20 protein-coding genes and 1 riboswitch are annotated in these 22,220 nt (G+C 72.3%); of the genes, 9 read left to right on the forward strand and 11 right to left on the reverse strand.

The window, feature by feature from the left end; translation table 11 throughout:
- Positions 1–64: 64 nt before the first annotated feature.
- Complete coding sequence (locus PZB77_RS07645; protein WP_343299852.1) at positions 65–766, forward strand: phosphatase PAP2 family protein; 702 nt, start codon at positions 65–67, stop codon at positions 764–766.
- Here the strand turns inward: PZB77_RS07645 and PZB77_RS07650 are convergent.
- Positions 754–2,583, reverse strand: a complete 1,830-nt coding sequence (locus tag PZB77_RS07650) for a glycoside hydrolase family 18 protein (protein WP_275491817.1) — start codon at positions 2,581–2,583, stop codon at positions 754–756. The two genes, PZB77_RS07645 and PZB77_RS07650, sit on opposite strands and share 13 nt — an antisense overlap.
- A gap of 138 nt (positions 2,584–2,721) precedes the next feature.
- A complete protein-coding gene (locus PZB77_RS07655; protein ID WP_275491818.1) occupies positions 2,722–3,201 on the reverse strand; it encodes a hypothetical protein in 480 nt (159 codons plus the stop codon).
- Positions 3,202–3,467: 266 nt separating this feature from the next.
- Between PZB77_RS07655 and PZB77_RS07660 the strand changes: the two genes are divergently transcribed.
- Positions 3,468–4,088, forward strand: a complete 621-nt coding sequence (locus PZB77_RS07660) for an NADAR family protein (protein WP_275491819.1) — start codon at positions 3,468–3,470, stop codon at positions 4,086–4,088.
- Here PZB77_RS07660 and PZB77_RS07665 read toward each other — a convergent pair.
- Positions 4,043–4,753 (reverse strand): DUF4190 domain-containing protein, encoded by a 711-nt coding sequence (locus PZB77_RS07665; RefSeq protein WP_275491820.1) that lies wholly within the window; start codon positions 4,751–4,753, stop codon positions 4,043–4,045. The genes PZB77_RS07660 and PZB77_RS07665 overlap by 46 nt on opposite strands.
- A 152-nt stretch (positions 4,754–4,905) precedes the next feature.
- Here PZB77_RS07665 and PZB77_RS07670 point away from each other — a divergent pair, with 152 nt between their 5' ends.
- From PZB77_RS07670 to PZB77_RS07690, 5 genes are all read left to right on the forward strand, one after another.
- Positions 4,906–5,940 carry an adenosine deaminase gene (locus PZB77_RS07670; protein WP_275491821.1) on the forward strand — a complete coding sequence of 345 codons (1,035 nt, stop codon included), beginning with the start codon at positions 4,906–4,908 and terminating at the stop codon, positions 5,938–5,940.
- A 21-nt stretch (positions 5,941–5,961) separates the two neighbouring features.
- Positions 5,962–6,666, forward strand: a complete 705-nt coding sequence (locus PZB77_RS07675) for a glycerophosphodiester phosphodiesterase (RefSeq protein WP_275491822.1) — start codon at positions 5,962–5,964, stop codon at positions 6,664–6,666.
- Between the two features lie 183 nt (positions 6,667–6,849).
- Positions 6,850–8,025, forward strand: coding sequence for a histidine kinase (locus PZB77_RS07680; RefSeq protein ID WP_275491823.1), 1,176 nt, complete (start codon positions 6,850–6,852; stop codon positions 8,023–8,025).
- The gene (locus PZB77_RS07685) at positions 8,022–8,681 is read left to right on the forward strand and encodes a response regulator transcription factor (protein ID WP_275491824.1); all 660 of its coding nucleotides are present in this window, start codon (positions 8,022–8,024) and stop codon (positions 8,679–8,681) included. The genes PZB77_RS07680 and PZB77_RS07685 overlap by 4 nt, the downstream gene beginning before the upstream one ends.
- Positions 8,682–8,838: 157 nt before the next feature.
- The gene (locus PZB77_RS07690) at positions 8,839–10,035 is read left to right on the forward strand and encodes a serine hydrolase domain-containing protein (protein WP_275491825.1); all 1,197 of its coding nucleotides are present in this window, start codon (positions 8,839–8,841) and stop codon (positions 10,033–10,035) included.
- A 65-nt stretch (positions 10,036–10,100) separates the two neighbouring features.
- On the opposite strand, the gene PZB77_RS07695 is transcribed toward PZB77_RS07690, so the two are convergent.
- Together PZB77_RS07695 and PZB77_RS07700 are read right to left on the reverse strand one after the other, a co-directional pair.
- Positions 10,101–10,691, reverse strand: coding sequence for a hypothetical protein (locus PZB77_RS07695; protein WP_275491826.1), 591 nt, complete (start codon positions 10,689–10,691; stop codon positions 10,101–10,103).
- A 232-nt stretch (positions 10,692–10,923) separates the two neighbouring features.
- Complete coding sequence (locus PZB77_RS07700) at positions 10,924–12,363, reverse strand: gamma-aminobutyraldehyde dehydrogenase (protein ID WP_275495952.1); 1,440 nt, start codon at positions 12,361–12,363, stop codon at positions 10,924–10,926.
- Positions 12,364–12,890: 527 nt separating this feature from the next.
- Between PZB77_RS07700 and PZB77_RS07705 the strand changes: the two genes are divergently transcribed.
- Together PZB77_RS07705 and PZB77_RS07710 are read left to right on the forward strand one after the other, a co-directional pair.
- A complete protein-coding gene (locus PZB77_RS07705) occupies positions 12,891–13,628 on the forward strand; it encodes an ATP-binding cassette domain-containing protein (RefSeq protein WP_275491827.1) in 738 nt (245 codons plus the stop codon).
- Positions 13,610–14,779, forward strand: coding sequence for a hypothetical protein (locus PZB77_RS07710; protein ID WP_275491828.1), 1,170 nt, complete (start codon positions 13,610–13,612; stop codon positions 14,777–14,779). The genes PZB77_RS07705 and PZB77_RS07710 overlap by 19 nt, the downstream gene beginning before the upstream one ends.
- A gap of 277 nt (positions 14,780–15,056) precedes the next feature.
- Here the strand turns inward: PZB77_RS07710 and PZB77_RS07715 are convergent, their stop codons facing one another.
- The 6 genes from PZB77_RS07715 to frr form a co-directional block, all read right to left on the reverse strand.
- On the reverse strand, positions 15,057–16,088 hold the full coding sequence (locus PZB77_RS07715; protein ID WP_275491829.1) for an ABC transporter ATP-binding protein: 1,032 nt from the start codon (positions 16,086–16,088) through the stop codon (positions 15,057–15,059).
- Between the two features lie 2 nt (positions 16,089–16,090).
- Positions 16,091–17,704, reverse strand: a complete 1,614-nt coding sequence (locus PZB77_RS07720) for an iron ABC transporter permease (RefSeq protein WP_275495953.1) — start codon at positions 17,702–17,704, stop codon at positions 16,091–16,093.
- 99 nt (positions 17,705–17,803) lie between these two features.
- Positions 17,804–18,898, reverse strand: coding sequence for a thiamine ABC transporter substrate-binding protein (locus tag PZB77_RS07725; protein ID WP_275491830.1), 1,095 nt, complete (start codon positions 18,896–18,898; stop codon positions 17,804–17,806).
- 81 nt (positions 18,899–18,979) lie between these two features.
- Positions 18,980–19,097, reverse strand: a riboswitch (TPP riboswitch).
- Between the two features lie 104 nt (positions 19,098–19,201).
- On the reverse strand, positions 19,202–20,308 hold the full coding sequence (gene rlmN / locus PZB77_RS07730) for a 23S rRNA (adenine(2503)-C(2))-methyltransferase RlmN (protein WP_275491831.1): 1,107 nt from the start codon (positions 20,306–20,308) through the stop codon (positions 19,202–19,204).
- 174 nt (positions 20,309–20,482) lie between these two features.
- Positions 20,483–21,568, reverse strand: a complete 1,086-nt coding sequence (locus PZB77_RS07735) for a phosphatidate cytidylyltransferase (protein WP_275491832.1) — start codon at positions 21,566–21,568, stop codon at positions 20,483–20,485.
- Positions 21,568–22,125: a ribosome recycling factor gene (gene frr, locus PZB77_RS07740; protein ID WP_275495954.1), complete on the reverse strand. Its 558-nt coding sequence runs from the start codon at positions 22,123–22,125 to the stop codon at positions 21,568–21,570. The genes PZB77_RS07735 and frr overlap by 1 nt, the downstream gene beginning before the upstream one ends.
- Positions 22,126–22,220 lie beyond the last annotated feature (95 nt).

Here is a 22,220-nt window from a genome sequence, read left to right on the forward strand (position 1 = left end):
CCGTCCCGGAACAACCCCCCCTGTTCCCGGGCGGCCGGCCCTCCTTCTCTCCTGGGCCGGCCTGATGGCGGCCCTCTTCGCCCTGACCACCTGGCAGGTGGTGGCCGCCGGCCCGTTGCTGCGGCTGGACGAACGCGTCGGCGAGGGACTCATCGGCCACGGGCCCCGAGGGGTCGCCCAGGTCTTCTCGGACCTCGGAGGGATGCCGGTCGCGCTGCCGGTCCTCGCCTGCGCGCTGCTGTTCGCGCTGTGGCGCGGCGCCCGCTCCACCGTGCTGGTGGCGGCGCTGACCATGGTGGCGGTACCGCTCCTGGTCGTGCCGCTCAAGGTCTGGGTCGACCGCCGGGGTCCGCTGGTCCCCTACACCGGCTACTACCCGTCCGGCCACACGGCGACTGCGGCGGTGGCGTACGGGGCCTCGGCCCTGCTCCTCATGGCGTACACGCCACGGCGCTGGATGGCGCCCGTCGCCGCCGCCCTGCTGACGGCGGCGACGGGCGCCGGTCTGATGCTGCGGGGATACCACTGGCCGCTCGACGTGCTCGGCAGCCTGTGGCTGAGCGGTCTGCTCCTCGTCCCGCTGTGGTGTGTCCGGCACCGGCCCGGGCGGACCGCCACCGGTTCCGTCCCGGCCGGCTCCGCCCCGGCCGGCGACGCGACGGCCGGCGACGCGACGCCCGGGGAGGGACCCGGGCGGGCCGCCGGCGCCGGTGGGGTCCCGGCCGGGGACGGGCCCGCGGCCGGGGGTCCGGATCAGCCGAAGTAGGCGTCGAAGTTCCGGGCGAACTCCCCGTTGTTGTAACGGTCCCAGTTGATCGACCAGGTCATCAGACCGCGCAGCCCCGGCCAGGTGCCGTGGGTCTGGTAGCTCCCGCAGTCGGTCTTCTTCGTGAGGCAGTTGAGCGTCTTGGTGACCTCGGCCGGGGTGGTGTAGCCGTTGCCGGCCTGGGTGGATGCGGGGAGACCGATGGCGATCTGGTCGGGCCGCAGCCCCGGGAAGATCTTCGTCTGGTCGCCGGCCACCGGGAAGCCGGTGAGCATCATGTCGGTCATGGCGATGTGGAAGTCGGCGCCGCCCATCGAGTGGTACTGGTTGTCCAGCCCTATGATGGAGCCCGAGTTGTAGTCCTGGACGTGCAGCAGGGTCAGGTCGTCGCGCAGGGCGTGGATCACCGGCAGATAGGCACCGGCACGGGGGTCCTGCCCGCCCCAGGGGCCCGACCCGTAGTACTGGTAGCCGAGTTGGACGAAGAAGGTCTCGGGCGCCATGGTGAGCACGAAGTCGGAGCCGTACTTCGCCTTGAGCGACTTCACCGCCGAGATCAGGTTGACGACGACGGGCGTGGTGGGCGAGCGGAAGTCGGTGTCACCGGTGTTCAGCGAGAGGGAGTGCCCCTCGAAGTCGATGTCCAGACCGTCCAGGCCATAGGTGTCGATGATCTTGGACACCGAGGTGACGAAGGCGTCCCGGGCGGCGGTGGTGGCGAGCTGGACCTGCCCGTTCTGGCCGCCGATCGAGATCAGCACCTTCTTGCCCGCTGCCTGCTTGGCGGCGATGGCCGCCTTGAACTCTGCCTGGGTCTCGACGTTCGGGCACTCGGTCACCGGGCAGAGCGAGAAGCGGATGTCGCCCGAGGTGACGGAGGTCGGCTCGCCGAACGCGAGGTTGATGACGTCCCAGGAGGCGGGCACGTCGGCCATCCGGGTGTAGCCGGAGCCGTTGGCGAAGCTGGAGTGGAGGTAGCCGACGAGCGCGTGGGCGGGCAGCCCCGCGTCGCCCCCGCCGCCGGTGGAACCGCCGGCCGCGGTCGTCGCGCCGACGGCGGCGGACTTCGCGGACTCGCCGGCGGCGTTGGTGGCGGCGACCTGGAAGCTGTACGCCGTGGAGGCGGTGAGGCCGCTCACGGTGGTGGAGGTGCCGGTGACCGACGCGGCCTTCGCACCGTCGCGGTAGACCGTGTAACCGGTCGCGCCGGATGCGGCCGTCCAGGAGAGCGGTACGGAGGTGGCCGTGGGGGTGCCGGCCTTCAGCCCGGTGGGAGCGGCCGGCACGGTGGCGGGGGCGCCGCCGGGGCCGATCAGGCTGAGGTCGTCCGCGTAGTAGGCGGAGGTGCCGTACCAGCCGTGGGTCCAGACCGTGACGGACGTGGTGGCGGAGCCGGTGGTGAAGGTGGTGGAGAGCTGCTTGTAGGCGCCGGAGGACTGCGTCCAGGTGGAGACGTCGGTGGTGCCGGTGCCGGTCGCGCCGAGGTAGACGTAGTCCCCGCGCACCCAGGCGCTCAGGGTGTACGTGGAGGCCGGCTTCACCGTGACGGTCTGGGAGCAGTTGGCGTAGTCGCTGCCGGCCGGGGTCGCCTTCAGCGCCGAGGTGCCGGCGTGCACGGGCGTGCTGACGGTCACTCCGCTCCCGGCCGAGCAGGTCCAGCCGGTCAGTCCCGACTCGAAGCCGCCGTTGCGCGCCAGATCGGTGTCGGCGGCGAGGGCGGTGGGGGCAGTGGCGGCAAGCATGCCGCCCGCCAGTACGGCCCCGGTGAGGGCGGCGAGAAGTCTGGTGAAGCGGGCGGGCCATCGCGTGCGTTCCACAACTGCCTCCGAGCAAGGGGGGAATGGGGCGGCGCGCACAACATGGTCCAGACCAATCGAGTTGTCAAGACCACTGGCAGCCGCGCTCCGGATCGAACCCGGGCGGCGCCGCTCCTCCCGGGGCCCCGCACCGACGCGTCAGCCCAGGTCACCGCCGTCCGGGTAGCGCTCGCGGGTCGCCAGGACGGCGGCCGCCTCGTGCAGGGCGAGTTCGAGCAGAACGGGGTCGGTGAGCGTGCCCGACCCGTCGGGCGGCACCAGCCAGCGCACTCCCCCGGCCGCCCGACCCGGGTACGGGACCACGATCCAGGTCCCGGCCCCCAGGCCCCGCACCCCCGTGCCGATCCAGCGCGAGGCGGTGCCGGGTGGCACGAGGAAACCCGTCCGGGCCTCGCCGGAGTCGGCCAGGACGGGGCCGGGCCGGTCGATCAGACGGGTGAGCACGTCGAGCGTCGGGTACCCCAGCCTCGACGACAGGACCAGCACGTCCCAGCGCCTGCCGGCGGGAAGGAGCGCGATCCCCCGCGGATCGCGCTCCCAGGCCCGCCGGCACCCCTCCGGATCGGGTGCCACCGATGCCAGCCATGCGACCGCCGCTCCCACCCTCGTGCCAGTCACGCAGGGGCTCCCTTCCGTGTGCGGAGAAACGCGGACGACGCGTTCCACACGGTGAGAGGGTGGTGGGCCGGGAACATGACGCGGGTGGAGCCACCGACTTCCTGTGACGTGCGCCACAGGGTGGGCGACCGGCCCCGCCGCGGTCGCGGGCGGGGTGCCGCAGCGACACCCCGTGACGGCGCGGGCGGTGCGCCGGGCCGCGCTCCCGCGGACGTGGGGGCCGGGGCCCGGGCCGGTGTCGGTGAGGGCTGACAGACTGTCGTGTCATGGAACAGATGGACGAGCTCGTCGCCAGGACCGACCGCGGTGAACGGGTCAAGTACCTCCACTTCTGGGGTCATCGGCCCCTCCCGGACGGCAGCGTCGGCGCTTCCTGTCTGAGCCAGTGGTGGCCGTCGCCGTTCACCGTGGACGGGGTGACGTACCCCTCGGCCGAGCACTGGATGATGGCAGGCAAGGCACGGCTCTTCGGCGACGCCGAGGCGGAGCGGGCCGCGCTGGGCGCGGGCAGTCCGGCCGCCGCGAAGAAGGCGGGGCGGCTGGTCCGGGACTTCGACGAGACCGTGTGGGTGCGCGAGCGCTTCGGTCTGGTGGTGGCGGGCAGTGTCCACAAGTTCGGCCAGGACCCGCGGTTGCGCGCCTATCTGCTCGCCACGGGGACCCGCGTCCTGGTGGAGGCGAGCCCCCTGGACCGGATCTGGGGGATCGGGCTGGCGAAGGACGACGAGCGGGCCGCGGATCCCCGGCGCTGGCGCGGCCTGAACCTGCTGGGTTTCGCGCTGATGGAGGCGCGGGAGCGGCTCCGGAACGCTGCGCCGGGGCCGGCCGGGGCTCCGGAGGGTCAGCTCCGGTCGATCACCAGCGACGTGGCGAACGGGTCGTCGTAGTACGAGTCGTCGTCCTCGAAGTCGTCCGCGTGGACGGCGAAGGCCCAGATGAGGAATCCGATAATCACCGCGCCGATCAGGATGCCCACGGACCCGGTGATGATGCCGGCGAGCGCCTGACCCCCGTTGGTGGCCTCGCCACGCTGGGCGCGCTTGCGGCCGAGGATCCCGAAGATCAGGGCCAGCACGCCCAGGATGATGCTCGCGACCCCGTACATGCAGAACAGGCAGATCGACAGGATGCCCAGCACCATGGCCGTGATGCCCATGCCGTTCGCGGGTACGGGCGCCCAGAGCCCCTGACCGCCGTAGGCGTCGTAGCCGGTGTAACCGGGGTACTGCTGCTGCGGCGGGACGGCCGGGTAACCGTACTGGCCCACCGGCTGCTGCCCCGGGCCGTTCGGGGAGTACGGCGGAGGGGGCATCTCGGCGGGCCCGGGTCCGAAGCCGCCCTGTGCGGGCGGCGGGCCGTAGCCTCCGGCGAACGGCCCGGGACCCTGCTGCGGGCCCTCGAACCCCGGCATGGAGGTGACGGTCGGCTGGTCGTGCACCGCCGGCGGACGGACCTCACCGCCCTGCTTGCCCAGCTCGACCCGGCCGTCCGGCGCCGCCCAGGGATCGCGGGGCTCCTGCCCGCCCCCGGGCAGCTCGGTGTTCTCTGACATGTGACTCCCCCCTCGTGGTCCCGTCATGCTACGGCCCGGGCGGAGCGCCTCCGGCGGCGCCTACGATGATCGGTGCCACCGGCGGTCCGTGCCGGAGAACCGGGTGCCCTGGGCGGTCGGTGCCGGCGTACCGAGACTCCCGGAGGCTTCTCATGAACGATCCGCACCCCTTCGTCGCGGGACTGCCCAAGGCCGAACTCCACGTGCACCACGTGGGGTCGGCCTCCCCGCGCATCGTCGCCGAACTCGCCGCCCACCACCCGGACTCCAAGGTGCCGACCGACCCGGAGGCGCTGGCCGACTACTTCACCTTCACGGACTTCGGACACTTCATCGACGTCTACCTCTCGGTGGTGGACCTGATCCGTACACCCGAGGACGTCCGGCTCCTCACCTACGAGATCGCGCGCGACATGGCACGGCAGAACATCCGGTACGCCGAGCTGACGTTGACGCCGTACAGCTCCACCCGGCGCGGCATCCCCGCGCAGGGATTCATGGAGGCCATCGAGGATGCGCGCAAGGCGGCCGAGGCGGAGTGGGGGACCGTACTGCGCTGGTGCTTCGACATCCCCGGCGAGGCGGGGCTCGAAGCGGCCGAGGAGACCACCCGTCTCGCGCTGGACCTGAGGCCCGAGGGCCTGGTCTCGTTCGGGCTCGGCGGCCCGGAGGTGGGCGTCGGGCGCCCGCAGTTCAAGCCCTACTTCGACCGCGCCATCGCCGCCGGGCTCCACTCGGTGCCGCACGCCGGCGAGACGACGGGCCCGGGGACGGTGTGGGACGCGCTCACGGCGCTGCGCGCGGAGCGCATCGGGCACGGGACGAGTTCCGTGCAGGATCCCGCGCTGCTGGCACACCTCGCGGAGCACCGCATCGCACTGGAGGTCTGCCCGACGTCCAACATCGCGACCCGAGCCGTCGCGGACCTCGACGCCCACCCGATCAAGGAGATGGTGGCGGCCGGGGTGCTGGTCACCGTCAACAGCGACGATCCGCCGATGTTCGGCACCGACCTGAACAACGAGTACGCGGTGGCGGCCCGGCTGCTGGAGCTGGACGAACGCGGCATCGCCGAGCTGGCGAAGAACGCCGTCGAGGCGTCCTTCCTGGACCCGGCCGGAAAGCGGAAGCTGGCGACCGAGATCGACACGTACACGGCCCGGTGGCTGGCGGCCCCCGGACACTGACCCGGCCGCGACAATGGCCCCATGGCACACACCGTCACCGCCGTGGGGCATCGCGGAGATCCCTACCGCGTCCGTGAGAACACCCTGTCCTCGATCCGGTCCGCCCTCGAACGGGGGGCGGACGCGGTCGAGATCGACGTCCGGGTGACCCGGGACGGGGTTCCGGTACTGCTCCACGATGCCTCGCTGCAACGGCTCTGGGGCCACGACCGCGCACTCGCCACCCTCGGCCACGCCGAGTTGACGGAACTCACCGGCGGCGGGGTGCCGACCCTGCGCGAAGCGCTGGCGGCCGCGGGACCGCACCGGGTGATGGTGGACCTGCCCGGATCCACCGACGCCTCGGTGCGGACGATCGTGGGCACGGTGCGCGAGTGCGGCGCGGCGGACCGCGCCTACTACTGCGCCGGACCCGAGGCGATGCTCCGGGTGCGTACGGCCGACCCCTCGGCGGAGATCGCCCTGACCTGGACGACCCTTGCCCCGCCGCGTCCCGAACTCCTCGCGGCGATCGGTCCGCGCTGGCTGAACTACCGGTTCGGGCTGGTGACGCGGGAGGTGGCGGACCGCGTGCACCGGGACGGGCTGCTCGTCTCGGCATGGACCGCCGACACCGGGCGCACCATGCGGCGGCTGATCGACCGGGGAGTGGACTCCATCACCACCAACCGGGTCGACGTGCTGAGCCGGCTTCTCGCCGGCTCCCCTCCGACGAAGCCCGGTTGAGCCCTCCCGGAACGCATCGCGCGGGGCGGGGAGTGCCCGTCCCGCGCCCTCGTCCGGCAAGATGACCGCCGGGTGGTTCCGCCGCGGCGCGGACCGGCGACCGGGGGCGCGGTGGACGTAACGAGAAGGTGGGCGCGGGCCCGCACGGGGTGGCCCGGTCGCCCCTGGGCGACGGACACCGGGGTGGCGCTGCTGGTGCAGGCGGCGGTGAGCGTGCCCTGGCTCCTCCCCCGCGACCCGGGTCAGGATCCGGCGGATCTCACCGCCTACCTCCTGACGACGCTGACGGTGCTGCCGCTGGTGTGGCGCCGCCGGGCCCCGGCCACGGTGCTGCTGGCCTGCATGGCGACCCTGGGGCTCTACACGGGTGCGGTGGACGGGCCGGGGCAGACCCTGCCGTACACGGCGCTGGTCGCCCTCTACACGGTGGGCGCCGCGTGCCCCTCCCCGCGTCGCCAGCTCCTGCTGGCCCTCTCGCTGGCGACGGTCTTCCCCGCCAGCGCGTGGAACACGGGCGAGATCCGGGAACTCGTTTTCTCCCTCATGGTCCTGACCGGCGCCTACGGCTTCGGCCGCCTCGCCCGCGTCCGCCAGGAGTACACCAGGGCCGTGGAGGAGAGGGCCGAGCAGTCGGAGCTGACCCGACGCGTCGAGGCCGAGCGCGCCGCCGCCCGCGAACGGGCCCGGATCGCCCGGGAGATGCACGATGTCCTGGCGCACGCGGTGAGCCTGATGGTGGTGCAGGCGGAGGCCGGTCCGGTGGCGGTGCGTACGGCGCCGGAGCGCGCGGAGGCGGCCTTCGAGGCGATCTCGGAGGCGGGCCGGGACGCGATGACGCAGCTGCGCCGCATGCTGGGCGTGCTGCGGGAGGACGGGGTGGACGGACGCGTCCTCCTGGAACCCCAGCCCGGGGTGGGCGAGTTACCCGCCCTGCTGGAACGGGTGCGGGCCGGCGGTTCGGAGGTCGTCCACGTGGTGACGGGCTCCCCCGTGCCGGTCCCGGCGGATGTGGGGGCAGCCGTGCACCGCATCGCCCAGGAGGCCCTGACCAACGTGGTGAAGCACGCACCGGCTTCCCGCGTCACCGTCGGACTCGACTATTTGGACGACGCGTTGCGGATCTCGGTGACCGACGACGGAGGTGGCGCCGGCCTCGGCTCCGCCCCGGCTCCCGCCCCGCCGCGACCGTACCCGTCGCCCTCCGCGGTCCCGTCCGGGGGCTTCGGCCTGGTGGGGATCCGCGAGCGGGCGGCGGCGCACGGAGGTACGGCCCGAGTGGGCCCCGCTCCGACGGGCCGCGGGTTCCAGGTCGCGGCCACGATCCCGCTCACCCTTCCCGTTCAGGAGGACGGCAGTTGACGATCCGCGTGGTGGTGGCCGACGACCAGGAGCTGGTACGCAGCGGCTTCTCGATGATTCTCGGCGCGCAGCCGGACATCGAGGTGGTCGCCGAGGTGGGCGACGGGGCGGCGGCCGTGGCGGCGGTGCGCGCGCTCGGGCCGGACGTGGTCCTGCTGGACGTGCGGATGCCGGTCATGGACGGCATCGAGGCGTGCCGGACGATCAGTGCCGAGAGCGACTGCCGCTCCGTCATGCTCACCACCTTCGACTCGGACGCGTACGTGTACGAAGCGCTGCACGCGGGGGCGAGCGGCTTCCTCCTGAAGGACGTCCGCCGGGACGACCTGGTGCACGCGGTACGGGTGGCGGTGGCCGGGGACTCCCTGCTGGCGCCCTCCGTCGCACGTCGGCTGATCGCCGCGTACACGGCCCGGCCGGCGCCGAGCGCCACGCCCACCGCCGAGGCCCGGCTGGCGCGGCTGACCGGCCGCGAACGGGAGACCCTGCTCCACCTCGCCCGCGGGCTCTCCAACGCGGAGATCGCCGAGGCGCTCGTCGTCAGCGACCACACGGTGAAGACGCACGTGGGGAACGTGCTGTCCAAGCTCGGGCTGCGCGACCGCGTGCAGGCGGTCATCTGCGCGTACGAAACGGGGTTGGTGACACCTCGGTGATCTTCCTCCCCCGAGCGGGGGAGGAAGATACCGCGTCTCCCCCGTGCGGGTGAGGGAAGCTCCCCCGGACAAACCCCCGCTCGGGTGATCCGCCGGGCCCCCGGGATCAACAGGATGGAACCACCGAAGCGTTACCCCATCCGTCACGGAGGCTCCGATGAAGAACCGCACCCGCGCCCTGCTCGCCTCGTCCCTGATCCTCGGAGTGCTGGCCGGACCGGCCGCCGTACCGGGTCACGCCGCGACCGGCCCGGCCGTGGTCGGCGCCGCCCGCGGCGGCACCGGCGCCGTGGACACCGCCGCCCTGTCCGAGGCGCTCGCGGGGCTCCCCCGGGCCGACGCCACCGCCGCACTCGTCCGGGTCTCGGGCACCGACGGCACCTGGCGGGGCAGCGCGGGCGTGCACGACCTCGCCTCCGGCCGCCCCGCCGACCCGGGCGCCCGCTTCCGGGTGGGCTCCGTGACCAAGGTCTTCACCGCCGCAACGGCCCTCCAACTCGTCGGTGAGCGGAAGCTGTCGCTGGACCGCACGGCCCGCTCCTACCTCCCCGCCCTCGTCCCGGCCGCGTACGCGCGGGTGACCGTCGGCCAACTGCTCAACCACACGAGCGGCATACCGGCGGCCGACATGCCGGGAGAGACGGTGGAGGAGTGGTACGCCCACCGCTTCGACCCGCACACCCCGCAGGAGATGCTCGCCTCCGCGACCGCGAAGGAGCCGGAGTTCGCGCCGGGCCGCAGTCAGCACTACCTCAACATCAACTACACCCTGCTCGGCCTGCTCATGGAGAAGGTCACCGGTGACAGCTACGCCCACCAGGTCTCGGCGCGTGTCCTGCGCCCGCTCGGCCTCGACGCCACGTACCTCCCGGAGGGCGAGGCCCGCATCCGGGGCCCGTACAACCACGGCTACCAGATCTTCCCGGCGGCCGACGGCACGACGGAGCTCAGGGACGTCTCCGTCTGGGGCACCGCGGACGCGTGGGCGGCGGGCGATCTCGTGTCGACCGCCGCCGACCTGGAGCGCTTCACCCGCGCGCTGTTCCAGGGCGACGTGGTGCGGGGTCCGCTGCTGGAGGAGATGTTCACCCTGCCGGACGCCTCGGTGCGCATGTACGGCTCCGGCGACCCCGCCCGGTTCAGCGCGGGCCTCTCGGTGATGACGCTGGGTGGGCGGCAGGTCTGGGGGAAGACGGGCGGCCGCTACGGCTACAACAGCGCGATAGCGGCGACCCGCGATCTGTCCAGGACCCTCGTCTACAGCGTCAACTCCACGGACGCCAAGGGCGAGGCGGCGAACTCCACGGCGCTGAGCATCGTCGTGGCGGCGTACGGCGCCCCGAGCGCGCCCTGAACGACGGTGGCCGGCGGATGCCGCGGCCGGACCGAAAGGCGGGGTTCGGCGGACCGCGGTCGGCGTCACGGCGCCCTCCCGCCTGCGACCGCCGAGTCGTTAGCGCGCGGACGCGGACGCTCCGAGGGGGACGGTTCGGCCGCGCGCCACCCCGCCGCCCGGTCGTCCTCCAGCCGTTTGATCATCCGCCACACCACCAGCAGCGGAATCACCCCGAAGACGCCGAACGACATGTCGATCACCGTCCACCAGAACGGAATGCCCCGCAGCGGCCCGCAGACCAGGGCGAGCGGCAGGATGCCGGCGCAGGCGATCATGCCGAACTCCACGACCCAGATGTTGCGGACCGGATCGCGGTAGGGACCGTAGAACGCCACCGCGATGACGAGATGGGCGAAGGCCAGCCAGTCGGTTCCGTACAGCAGGAAGGGATGACGCGCGTCGGCCTCGTCGAGGCCGGTGCGCACCCGGGTGATCCACTCCATCAGGGCGGGCGCGCGCTCGGGGACCGGTGACGCCGAGGAGGCCAACAGCTGATCGGCCCAGCGGAGTTCATGGACGAGCGGGAAAGCGGTGAGCCCGCTCAGCACCAGGCAGACGATGAAGACGACCAGCCACACGCGTATGCGCCGCACCAGGGCGGCCTGCTCGTTCATGGCCCGCACTCTACGCCTTTATGAACGTGTTCAAAACTCTCGGGCGCCGCATTCTCCCGGGACGGCCGAGAGCTCCCCGGGACGGCGAACGGCCCCCGGAGAGCCGGGGGCCGTTCGTGGAGTCCTGCGACGCGGACGAGCCGTCGGCCGCCGCCACTCGTACGACGCGAAAGAGGCCCAGCGCGACGAGGCGGCCGGCACGGGACGCGGTCGGCCGCCGTCGAAGGACCGGTCAGCCGTCGAGGGAGGTCATGACGTGCTTGACGCGGGTGTAGTCCTCGAAGCCGTACGCCGAGAGGTCCTTGCCGTAGCCGGACTTCTTGAACCCGCCGTGCGGCATCTCGGCGACCAGCGGGATGTGGGTGTTGATCCAGACGCAGCCGAAGTCGAGGTTCTTCGACATCCGCATGGCGCGGGCGTGGTCCTTGGTCCACACCGAGGACGCCAGGGCGTACTCCACGCCGTTGGCGAACTCCAGGGCCTCGGCCTCGTCGGTGAACGACTGCACGGTGATGACCGGGCCGAAGACCTCGTTCTGGACGATCTCGTCGTCCTGACGCAGCCCGGAGACGACGGTCGGCGCCCAGAAGTAGCCCTTCTCGCCGACCCGGTGCCCCCCGGCCTCGACGACGGCGTGGGCGGGGAGGCGGTCGATGAACCCGCTGACCTGGGCGAGCTGCTGGGCGTTGTTGAGCGGGCCGTACAGCACGTCCTCGTCGTCGGGCAGGCCCGTCTTCGTACCCTTCGCGGCCGCCGCCAGCGCCGTCACGAAGGCGTCGTGCACCGACGCGTGCACCAGCACCCGGGTCGCGGCCGTACAGTCCTGGCCGGCGTTGAAGAAGCCCGCCTCGCAGATGCCGGCCACGGCCTTCTCCATGTCCACGTCCTCGAAGACCACGACGGGCGCCTTGCCGCCGAGCTCCAGGTGGACACGCTTGACGTCCTTCGCCGCCGAGGCGGCGACCTCCATGCCGGCGCGCACGGAACCGGTGATGGACGCCATCGCCGGGGTCGGGTGCTCCACCATCGCCCGCCCGGTCTCGCGGTCGCCGCACACGACGTTGAAGACCCCGGCGGGGAGGATCTCGCCGATGAGCCCGGCGATCAGAACGGTCGAGGCCGGGGTGGTGTCGGACGGCTTGAGGACGACGGTGTTCCCGGCGGCGAGCGCCGGAGCGAACTTCCAGACCGCCATCATCATCGGGTAGTTCCACGGCGCCACCTGGGCGCAGACACCGACCGGCTCGCGCCGGACGATCGAGGTGAGGCCCTCCATGTACTCCCCGGCCGAGCGGCCCTCCAGCATCCGGGCCGCGCCCGCGAAGAAACGGATCTGATCCACCATCGGGGGAATCTCTTCGGTGCGGGTGAGACCCAGCGGCTTGCCGGTGTTCTCGGACTCCGCCGCGATCAACTCCTCCGCGTGCTCCTCGAACGCGTCGGCGATCTTGAGCAGGGCCTTCTGCCGCTCGGCGGGGGTGGTGTCGCGCCATGCGGGGAACGCCGCGGCGGCGGCCGCCATGGCGGCGTCCACGTCGGCGGGGCCGGAGAGCGGCGACGTCGCGTAGACCTCCTCGGTGGCCGGGTTGACCACGTCGAGGGTCCTCCCGTCCACGGCGTCCCGGAACTCTCCGTCGATGTAGTTGCGCAGTCGGCGCACCTCGGTGGTCACAGCCACCCCTCCTAGTCGTCGGTCTCTTGCGTCGGCCCGTGTCTCCCGGCCAGCCTACGGCGCGCCCACCGACACGCCGACACTTTCTGCTTGCCGAAGCCGCGAAGACTGCGAATCGTGTGGCCCGGCCTCCCTTCCGCGACGAATTTCGTCGTTTCCGCCCGGCGGAGATCGGCTGCGCGACCACGAATGGCCCTGAGCCGATCGGCCCTCGGGTCCGGACCCCTCCGTGCGCGCGCTTCCCACGAGGCTCGTCCACCGGATGCCGATGCCGAGGCCCCAGCCGAAGCTGAAGCGGAGAGTCCGCACGGCGGCCCAAGGGCCCACCGCGCCCCTTCTCACCGCAGCCGGTCCGCCGCGACGGCGTTGCCCCGGATCCACCCGTTCGAGTGGGAACGGACTCGTCCGGGCCGCGTGCGGTACGCACTCCCCGGTCCCACTCCTTACCGTGCCCAGTGACCGATCGGCCGCGTCTTCGTTCCCCCGTACGAGGGAACGGGAAACTGACCTGAACCGAGGTGTACGTCATGGTGGCCCCGCCGGACAACGATGTGATCTGGGCGCGCTCCCTGCACCACTCCCACAACGGATCGCCGGGCCTCAGCGGTGTCTCGCTCGGCGTCCGCGACGGCGAGATCCTCGCCGTGACCGGGCCGCGCGGCAGCGGCAAGTCCACCCTGCTGCACTGCCTCTCCGGCCGACTGGTGCCGCAGCAGGGAGAGGTGTGGTTCAACAGTGTGCCCGTCCACACCATGGGCCCGCGCCTGCGCGAACAGCTGCGCCGCGACCGGTTCGGCTGGATCGCCTCCGATCCGCAGCTCGTTCCCGAACTCAACGCCTGGGAGAACGCGGCGCTGCCCCTGCTGCTGCGCGGCATCTCCCACCGCGCCGCGAAGAAGGCCGCCATGGAGTGGCTGGAGCGCATGGACATCGGACAGCTCGCCAAGAAGCGGCCGCACACACTGCTCCAGGTGCAACGCCAGCGGGTCTCCGTGGCGCGCGCCCTCACCGCCGCCCCGTCCGTGATCTTCGCCGACGAACCGACCGCGGCCCTGCACGGGGCCGACCGCGCCCACCTGCTGCGCACGCTCACGGCGGCGGCCCGCTCGCACGCCATCACGGTGGTGCTGGCCACCCACGACGTGGAGGTCGCCGCCCTCGCCGACCGTACGGTCCCGATGCTGGACGGCCGCCGCGTCGCCACCCTCACTCTTCCCGCCGCAGCCGATACGGAAGGCCGCTCGGCGTGCTCGCTCTCCGTCTAGCCCGCGGCTCCCACCCCCTCGTCCTCGCCAGGCGCCTGCTGGTCTCCTGCGCCTCCGCCGGGGTGGGCTTCCTCCTGCTCAGCACGCTCGGTCACGCCGCGGGGAACCCGGCCCAGGCCACGGGCTCCGTACTGCGGCTGCTGTGGTGTCTCGTGCCGCTGGCGGCCACCGTGCAGTTCGCCGTCGCGGTGGCCCGGACGGATCCGAGCACCCGGCCGCGCGCCGGGCTGTCCGCCGTCGGCCTCGGGCCGGTCCGGCTGTCGGTCCTCGCCGCGGTCTCCACGGCCGTGGCCACCACCCTCGGCTCGATGGTCGCCCTGCTCTTCTTCCTGCATCTGCGCGGCGATCTGAGGGGACTTCCCTTCGACGGTGGAGCGGCGGCCTTCCTGGGCGCCGGCACCCCGCTGCCGCTCCCCGCCGCGCTCACCCTGCTCGCGCTCGTTCCCGTGACGGCGTCCGTGGCGAGCGCGCTGGCACTGCGGTCGCGCCCCGAGGTACCCGCCCCCGAGGAGCCGCTCCCGGCCGAGGCCCCCCTCTCCCCCGTTCCCGCACCCTCGGGACTGCCCTGGGGTGTGGCGCTCGCCGCCGCCGGGCTGGCGGTCGAGGCGTACGCGAGCCGGGGCTCGGGCGGCAGCCCCTTCCCGCTGCCCGGCCGGCTCGACTCCACCCCGGCCGGGGTGCTGGCCGGCTGGGTGCTCACCGCGATCGGCCTGGCGATGGCCGGCCCCGGCCTCACCCACCTCTGCGGCCGGCTGCTCCAGTCGGCGCGACCGGGGGCCGCACGACTGCTGGCCGGACGGGTCCTGATGGACGAGTCCCGCCGCATCGGCCGGCCGCTCGGCATCGTCTGCGCCGTGGTGTCGGGCGCCATCGCGGCAACCGCCCTGTACGAGGAGGGGACGCGCCCGTACGGCCCGCTCACCGCACTGGGAGCCGTCCTCGTCCTCGGCTGCACGACGGCGTCGCTGCTGACCTCGGCGATCGAGGCGAAGCAGGACCGGGTACGGACCGCGGAGGCGCTGCGCCGCATGGGTGCCCACGCCTCCGTCCTGCGGTCCGCGACCGCGCTGCGCGCGGCGTCGCTGCTGCTGATGTTCGCCCCGCTGACCTGGGTGCTCGCCCAACTGGCGGCGTTGCCCCTCTCCGGCTGACGGTGCCGGGGTCCCGCCACCGCCGGACCCCGCGCCGGGGCGCCGATGACGGGTCGTCGCGCCGGCCTTCTCGACATGCGTCAGGGACGGGGGCCTCGGGGTCACCGTCACCCGGCAGGTGCGCGGAGAGGTCCTCGCGCCGGACACCGGGTCCCCCCATCCCGAGGACGCGGGGAACGTGTTCCGGGTACGGCGGAGCGAAGCCGTCGGTCCGCCGACCTCGTACAGGCGTACGGATATGCCGGGGTCAGACGCTTGGGGCTGCCGGCTCAGCCGTTCAGGCCTCCGGGACGGCCGCCAGGACCACGGTTCCCGCAGCGTCGAAGGTGACTCCCACGTGCGCACCCTCGGCCGGGGTGTCGGCGAGCGCGCATTCCGCCTCCACGACCGGGCCGTGCTCGGGGGTGAGCCGTACGGCGACCCGGTCACCCCGGAACGTCCGCGCTCCCGCCGTGCACCCGAGGCCGTCACCGGCGGCTCCGATGCGCACGCCCGCGGGGCGTACCAGCAGGTCGCAGCGGCCCTGCGGCGATCCCTCCGGTACGGGCACCTCGCCCCACGGGGTCCGGGCGGACGTGCCGGTGACCGTCGCCCCGACGACGTTGTCGAAGCCGAGGAAGCGGGCGACGAAGGCGGAGGCCGGGTGCTGCCAGACCTCCAGCGGCGTGCCCGCCTGGGCGATCCGGCCGTCCCGCATCACGACGACCCGGTCCGCGAGGGCGAAGGCCTCACCCTGGTCGTGGGTGACGGCGAGCACCGTCGTGCCCAGCTCCGTGAAGAGCGAGCGGAGCTCGACGACGAGGCGCTCGCGCAGGCCTCGGTCGAGCTGGCCGAGGGGTTCGTCCAGCATCAGCAGCCTCGGGCTGGGCGCGAGGGCGCGGGCCAGCGCCACCCGCTGCTGCTCACCGCCGGAGAGTCCGGCGATCGCCCGGGGCCCCGCGCCGGAGAGGCCGACCAGATCGAGGAGTTCGGCGACCCTCTCCCGCCGGGCGGTGCGGTCCATCCCGCGCATCCGCAGCCCGAAGGCGACGTTCGCCGCCACGTCCCGGTGCGGGAAGAGCTGGTGGTCCTGGAACATCAGCCCGAGGCCGCGCCGGTGCACCGGGACACCCGCCTGGTCGGCGCCGTCGAGGAACACCCGTCCGTCGTCCGGTTGCCGGAGTCCGGCCACCACCCGCAGCAGGGTGGACTTCCCGCTGCCGCTCGGGCCGAGGACGCAGACGATCTCGTGGTCGGCGACCGAGAGGTCCACCGCGTCCAGCACGGCTCGTCCGCCGAAACGGACCGTGGCCGACTCCAGTTCCAGCATGGTCAGAACTCCCCGGATCGGTCGGTACGGATGCGTTCGAGGAGCAGCAACGAGACGGCGCACACCAGCATCAGGATGGTGCTGAGCGCCATCGCCTGCCCGTAGTTGAGGTCTCCGGACCGTCCCAGCAGGCGGGCGACGGCGACCGGCAGGGTCGGGCGGTCGGGACGGGCGATGAAGACGGTCGCGCCGAACTCGCCCAGCGAGACGGCGAAGGCGAAGCCGGCGGCCACCAGCAGCGCCCGGCGCACCAGCGGGAGGTCCACCTCGCGCCAGGCCCGTAGCGGCGAGGCGCCGAGGACGGCCGCGGCCTCGCGCAGCCGGGCGTCCACCGCCCGCAGCACCGGCAGCATGGTCCGTACGACGAAGGGGACGCCCACCAGCGCCTGCGCGAGCGGCACCAGGATCCACGAGGTGCGCAGGTCGAGCGGCGGTTCGTCGAGGGTGATGAGGAAACCGAAGCCGACGGTCACCGCCGAGACGCCGAGCGGCAGCATGAGGAGCGCGTCGAAGCCCCGCACCAGCCGGCCCGCCCGGCGGGTGAGCGCGGCGGCGGCGAGGCCGCCGACGACGAGCGAGATGCCGGTGGCGGCGAGGGCGTACTGGAGGGAGTTCCCGATCGCCTCCAGCGGGGCGACCAGGAAGGTGGAGCCACTCGCCTCGGCGGAGCCCAGGGCCCGGTAGTAGGCGAACCCGTGCCCGCCGGGCTGGTCGAACGAGCGCTCCACCAGCACCCCGAGCGGCAGCAGGATCAGCAGCAGCGCGGTGAGCAGGAGTCCGCCGAGGAGCGCCCACTGGCCGGCGCCGCGCGGCCGGTGGGAGGTCAGGGCCGGATCGACGAGGCGCAGTGCGGTCTCCCGGCGGCGTACCGTACGCGCGTGCACGGCCAGGATGGCGCCGACGGCCGCGAACTGGACCAGGGTCAGTACCGCGGCGGTGGGCAGGTCGAGGAGTTGCGCGGTCTGCCGGTAGATCTCCACTTCCAGCGTGGAGTAGGCGGGGCCGCCGAGGATCTGCACGACACCGAACGAGGTGAAGGTGAAGAGGAAGACCATCAGCGCGGCGGCGCCCACGGCGGGGGCGAGCGCGGGCAGGGTCACCTTGCGCCAGGCGGCGAACCGCCCCGCGCCGAGCACGCGTGCGGCCTCCTCCTGGCGGGGGTCGAGTTGCGACCAGAGGCCGCCGACGGTCCGGACGACCACAGCGTAGTTGAAGAAGACGTGGGCGAGCAGGATCGCCCAGACGGTGGTGTCGAGCCGTACGCCCCAGAGTTCGTCGAGCAGTCCGCCGCGTCCGAGCAGGGCGAGGAACGCCGTGCCGACGACGACGGTCGGCAGCACGAACGGCACGGTGACGATCGCGCGGAGCACCTGCTTGCCGGGGAACTCGAGGCGGGCGAAGACGTAGGCGCCGGGCAGTGCGATCAGCAGGGTCAGCGCGGTGGACGCCACCGCCTGCCAGGTGGTGAACCAGAGGACGTCCAGCAGATCGGCCCGGCCGAGGACGTCGCCGAAGCGGCCCCACTGCCAGCCGTCCTCGGTCTTCAGCCCCCGGCCGACGATGGCCGCCACCGGGTAGGCGAAGAAGAGCGCGAAGAACGCGACGGGCACGGCCATCAGGCCGAGCCGCGTCGCGATGGAGCGGGCCCCGCCGCGGGTGGTGCGGCGGAGCACGGCGGGGCGGGCGCTCTTGGTCACTTGCCGGTCACTCCAGGATCACTTCACGACGAGCGAGGACCACGTCTGGACCCACTGCTCACGGTTGGCGGCGATCTTCGCCGGGTCCACGGTGAACGGCTTCTCCACGGTGGAGCCGAACTTCGTGTAGAGCTCCGGCAGCTTCGCGTCGTCGACGACCGGGTCGACGAACATCTGGAGCGGCATGTCCTCCTGGAAGGTCTTGCTGATGAGGAAGTCCAGCAGCGCCTTGCCGCCCGCCTCGTTCTTCGCCCCGTCGAGCAGGCCCGCGAACTCGATCTGGCGGAAGCAGGTCGCGGTCGCGACGCCGGTGGGCGCCTCGGCCGGCTGCGGGTCGGCGTAATACACCTCGACCGGCGGGCTGGAGGCGTAGGAGACGACGAGCGGGCGGTCGGCGTTCGCCTTCTTGCCGCCCGCCGAACCCGAGAACTCCTCGTTGTAGGCCTGCTCCCAGCCGTCGACGACCTTCACGCCGTTGGCCTTCAGTTTCTTCCAGTACTCCTGGTAGCCGTCCTCACCGGAGTCGGCGATCGTGCCGAGCAGGAAGCCGAGGCCCGGCGAGGACGTCGCGGCGTTCTCGGTGACCAGCAGGTTCTTGTACGCCGGCTTCAGCAGGTCGGCGAAGGAGTGCGGCGGGTCCAGCTTCTTGTCGGCGAAGTACTTCTTGTCGTAGTTGACACAGATGTCGCCGGTGTCGACCGGGGTGACCCGGTGCTTGTCGTCGAGCCGGGTGGCGGCCGCCACCCGGCCCAGCCCCTTCGCCTCGTACGGAGTGAAGAGATCCTGGTCGAGGGCGCGGGAGAGCAGGGTGTTGTCGACACCGAAGAAGACGTCACCGCGCGGGGATCCCTTGGTGAGGATCTCCTGGTTGAGCGCCGCCCCGGCGTCCCCGCTCTTGAGGACCTTGACCGTGTAGCCGGTCTCCTTCGTGAACGCCTTCAGCACGTCGTCCGAGGCGGCGAAGGAGTCGTGGCTGACCAGGGTGACGGTCTTGGAGCCCTTGGCTGCGTCCGAGCCCGACGGTTCGTCGTCGGAGCCTCCGCAGCCGGCGAGGGCGGTGACGCCGAGTGCGGCGGCGAGCGCGGTCGCCGCGTACTTCGTCGTGGTGTGCATGTGATTCCTCCTGGAAGTGACCAGGAAGAGACGCGGCCCCGCCCGCACCGGCGGTGGCCGGACGCGGGCAGGGCGCAACAGCTTGAGTAAGGTCCGAACTTCCTACCCGGAATGACCCGGGCGAGGTTCAGAGGGTCTGCGGCCATCCGTTTCACCGGTGCCGCACTCTCAGCGCTGTGGCGCTCCCCTGTCGGAATATGAAGTTGACGAATGCGGGGCCAGGTTACACGGGCCCCGTCCGGGGGTTTTCCCCGGTCAGGCCGTGAGCCGCGGCCCGGCCGGGGAAACCCCGATGACGTGGGGTCAGCGCTCGGAAGCGGCGAGCTGTCCGCAGGCGCCGTCGATCTCCTGGCCCCGGGTGTCGCGCACCGTGACCGGCACGCCGTGGGCCGCGATGGCCTCCACGAACGCCTTCTCGTCCTCGGGACGGGATGCCGTCCACTGGGAACCGGGCGTCGGGTTGAGCGGGATCAGGTTGACGTGCACCCGCTTGCCCTTGAGGAGCCGGCCGAGCCGGTCGCCCCGCCACGCCTGGTCGTTGATGTCTCGGATCAGGGCGTACTCGATGGAGATGCGGCGGCCGGACTTCTCGGCGTACTCCCATGCGGCGTCGAGCACCTCGCGGACGTTCCAGCGGGTGTTCACCGGGACGAGGGTGTCGCGGAGCTCGTCGTCCGGGGCGTGCAGTGAGACGGCGAGACGGCACTTGAAGCCCTCGTCCGCGAAGCGCAGCATCGCGGGCACCAGACCCACGGTGGAGACGGTGATGCCCCGCTGCGAGAGCCCGAGGCCGTCGGGCTCCGGGTCGGTCAGCCGGCGGATGGCGCCGACGACACGGTTGTAGTTGGCCAGCGGCTCCCCCATCCCCATGAAGACGATGTTGGAGAGGCGCGCGGGCCCGCCCGGCACCTCGCCGTCCCGCAGCGCCCGCATGCCGTCCACGATCTGGTGCACGATCTCGGCGGTCGAGAGGTTCCGGTCCAGCCCGGCCTGCCCGGTCGCGCAGAACGGGCAGTTCATCCCGCAACCGGCCTGCGAGGAGATGCACATCGTCACGCGCTCCGGGTAGCGCATGAGGACGGACTCCACCAGCGTCCCGTCGTGCAGCTTCCAGAGCGTCTTGCGGGTGGTGTCGTCGTCACAGCTGATGTGGCGGACCACGGACATCAGGTCCGGGAACATCGCCTCCGCGAGCTTCTCCCGCGACCCGGCCGGGATGTTCGTCCACTCCGCCGGGTCGTGCGCGTACCGCGCGAAGTAGTGCTGCGAGAGCTGTTGCGCGCGGAACGGCTTCTCGCCGATCGCGGCGACCGCTTCCTTGCGCTCGGCGGGCGTGAGGTCGGCGAGGTGCCTCGGGGGCTTCTTGGCTCCGCGGGGCGTGACGAAAGTGAGTTCTCCGGGCTTAGGCATGGTTCTTCCAGTGTCGCAGACGTGACGCGAAGGGCCCGCCGTCCTGTGGACGGCGGGCCCTTCGCGCACATCGGCGCAGGTGGAGCGGGGTGGAGCGGGTGTGCGGAGGTTCCGGGCGACGGGTAGGGCCGGTGCGTCGCAGCCCTGCCGGAACGTATCGCCTGAGCCTGAGTCTCAGCCGCTGCCGACGAACAGCACCAGCAGCAGCCAGACCACCGGAGCGGTCGGCAGCAGCGAGTCCAGCCGGTCCATGATCCCGCCGTGACCGGGCAGCAGCGTGCCCATGTCCTTGATGCCGAGATCCCGCTTGATCATGGACTCGCCCAGGTCGCCGAGGGTGGCGCTCGCGGCGACCGCCAGCCCGAGCAGCAGCCCCTGCCACCAGGCGCCGTCCTCGATCAGGAACTGCACGCACAGCGCACCGCCGACCATCGCGAAGGCGATGGCCCCGAAGAGTCCCTCACGGGTCTTGCCGGGGCTGATGCGCGGGGCGAGCTTGTGCTTGCCGAACCGCCAGCCGACCGCGTACGCCCCGGTGTCGCTGACCACCGTCAGCAACAGGAACGTCAGTACCCGCCACGGACCGTCGTCCGCGGCCAGCATCAGCGCGACGAACGTCGCCAGGAAGGGTACGTAGAACGCGGCGAAGACACCCGCTGTGACGTCCCGGAGGTACCCCTCCGGCTTGGTCGTCATCCGCCACACCAGCACGGCCAGCGAGGTGAGCGCCATCGCGATCCAGGCGCCTTCGGCCCCCCGGGCGTACCCGGCGACGACCATGGCGACGCCGCCCACCGCGAGCGGGACGAGCGGCGCCTTGATCGACTTCCGCTCGTCCAGCCGGGAGGTGAGCTCCCAGAGGCCGACCACGACGGCGAGGGCGACCACGCCGACGAAGACGGCCTTCACGACGAACAGCGAGGCGATGACGACCGCGCCGAGGCCCACGCCGACCCCTATGGCGGCCCGCAGGTCACGCCCCGCCCGCTTCTTCTGCGGAGCGGGGGGCGGCGCGGGCACGGGCGCCTGCTGCACCTCGTCGCGGAACAGGGGGCCACTGATGTGGGTGGCGCCCCCGTCCCGGCCGTCGTGGTCGTCTGCGTCGTCTCTACCTGCGTCGGGAGTGTCCGGCACGATGGGCATGGGCCGAGTCTGCTGGGCGCCGTGCGCATCGTGGGCGGGACCCGCCGGAGCGGCCGGGATCTCGGACGTGCCCCAGTAGCCGGCTCCCTGCGGGGCGCCCCAGGAGGAGTCGTTCATCAGACTTCGAGCAGCTCGGCTTCCTTGTGCTTGAGCAGCTCGTCCACCTGCGTGACGTACTTCGCGGTGGTGTCGTCGAGCTCCTTCTCCGCGCGGCGCACCTCGTCCTCGCCGGACTCCTTGTCCTTGACGAGCTTGTCGAGCGCCTCCTTGGCCTTGCGGCGGATGGAGCGGATCGAGATCTTGGAGTCCTCGGCCTTGGTCTTGGCGACCTTGATGTACTCCTTGCGGCGGTCCTGGGTGAGTTCCGGGAAGACCACTCGGATGATATTGCCGTCGTTGCTCGGGTTGACGCCCAGGTCGGAGTCGCGGATCGCCTGCTCGACGTTGCGCAGCGCGGTCTTGTCGAACGGCGTCACCACGGCCATCCGCGGCTCGGGAACCGAGAACGAGGCCAGCTGGTTGATCGGGGTCAGCGCGCCGTAGTAGTCGGCGACGATCTTGTTGAACATCGCCGGGTGCGCGCGGCCGGTCCGGATCGCGGCGAAGTCCTCTTTCGCCACGACAACGGCCTTCTCCATCTTCTCCTCGGCCTCGAGGAGGATTTCTTCGATCACCACGTGCTCCTGCGTGTCTTGAGTGGGCCCGGCATCGTCATCGCCCGGCCCTGCGGGTCCTGCGTCGCGTCCTCACCTGCACGGTGTCCGACCGG

The sequence above is a fragment of the Streptomyces sp. AM 2-1-1 genome (genome assembly GCF_029167645.1).
GTDB lineage: Bacteria > Actinomycetota > Actinomycetes > Streptomycetales > Streptomycetaceae > Streptomyces.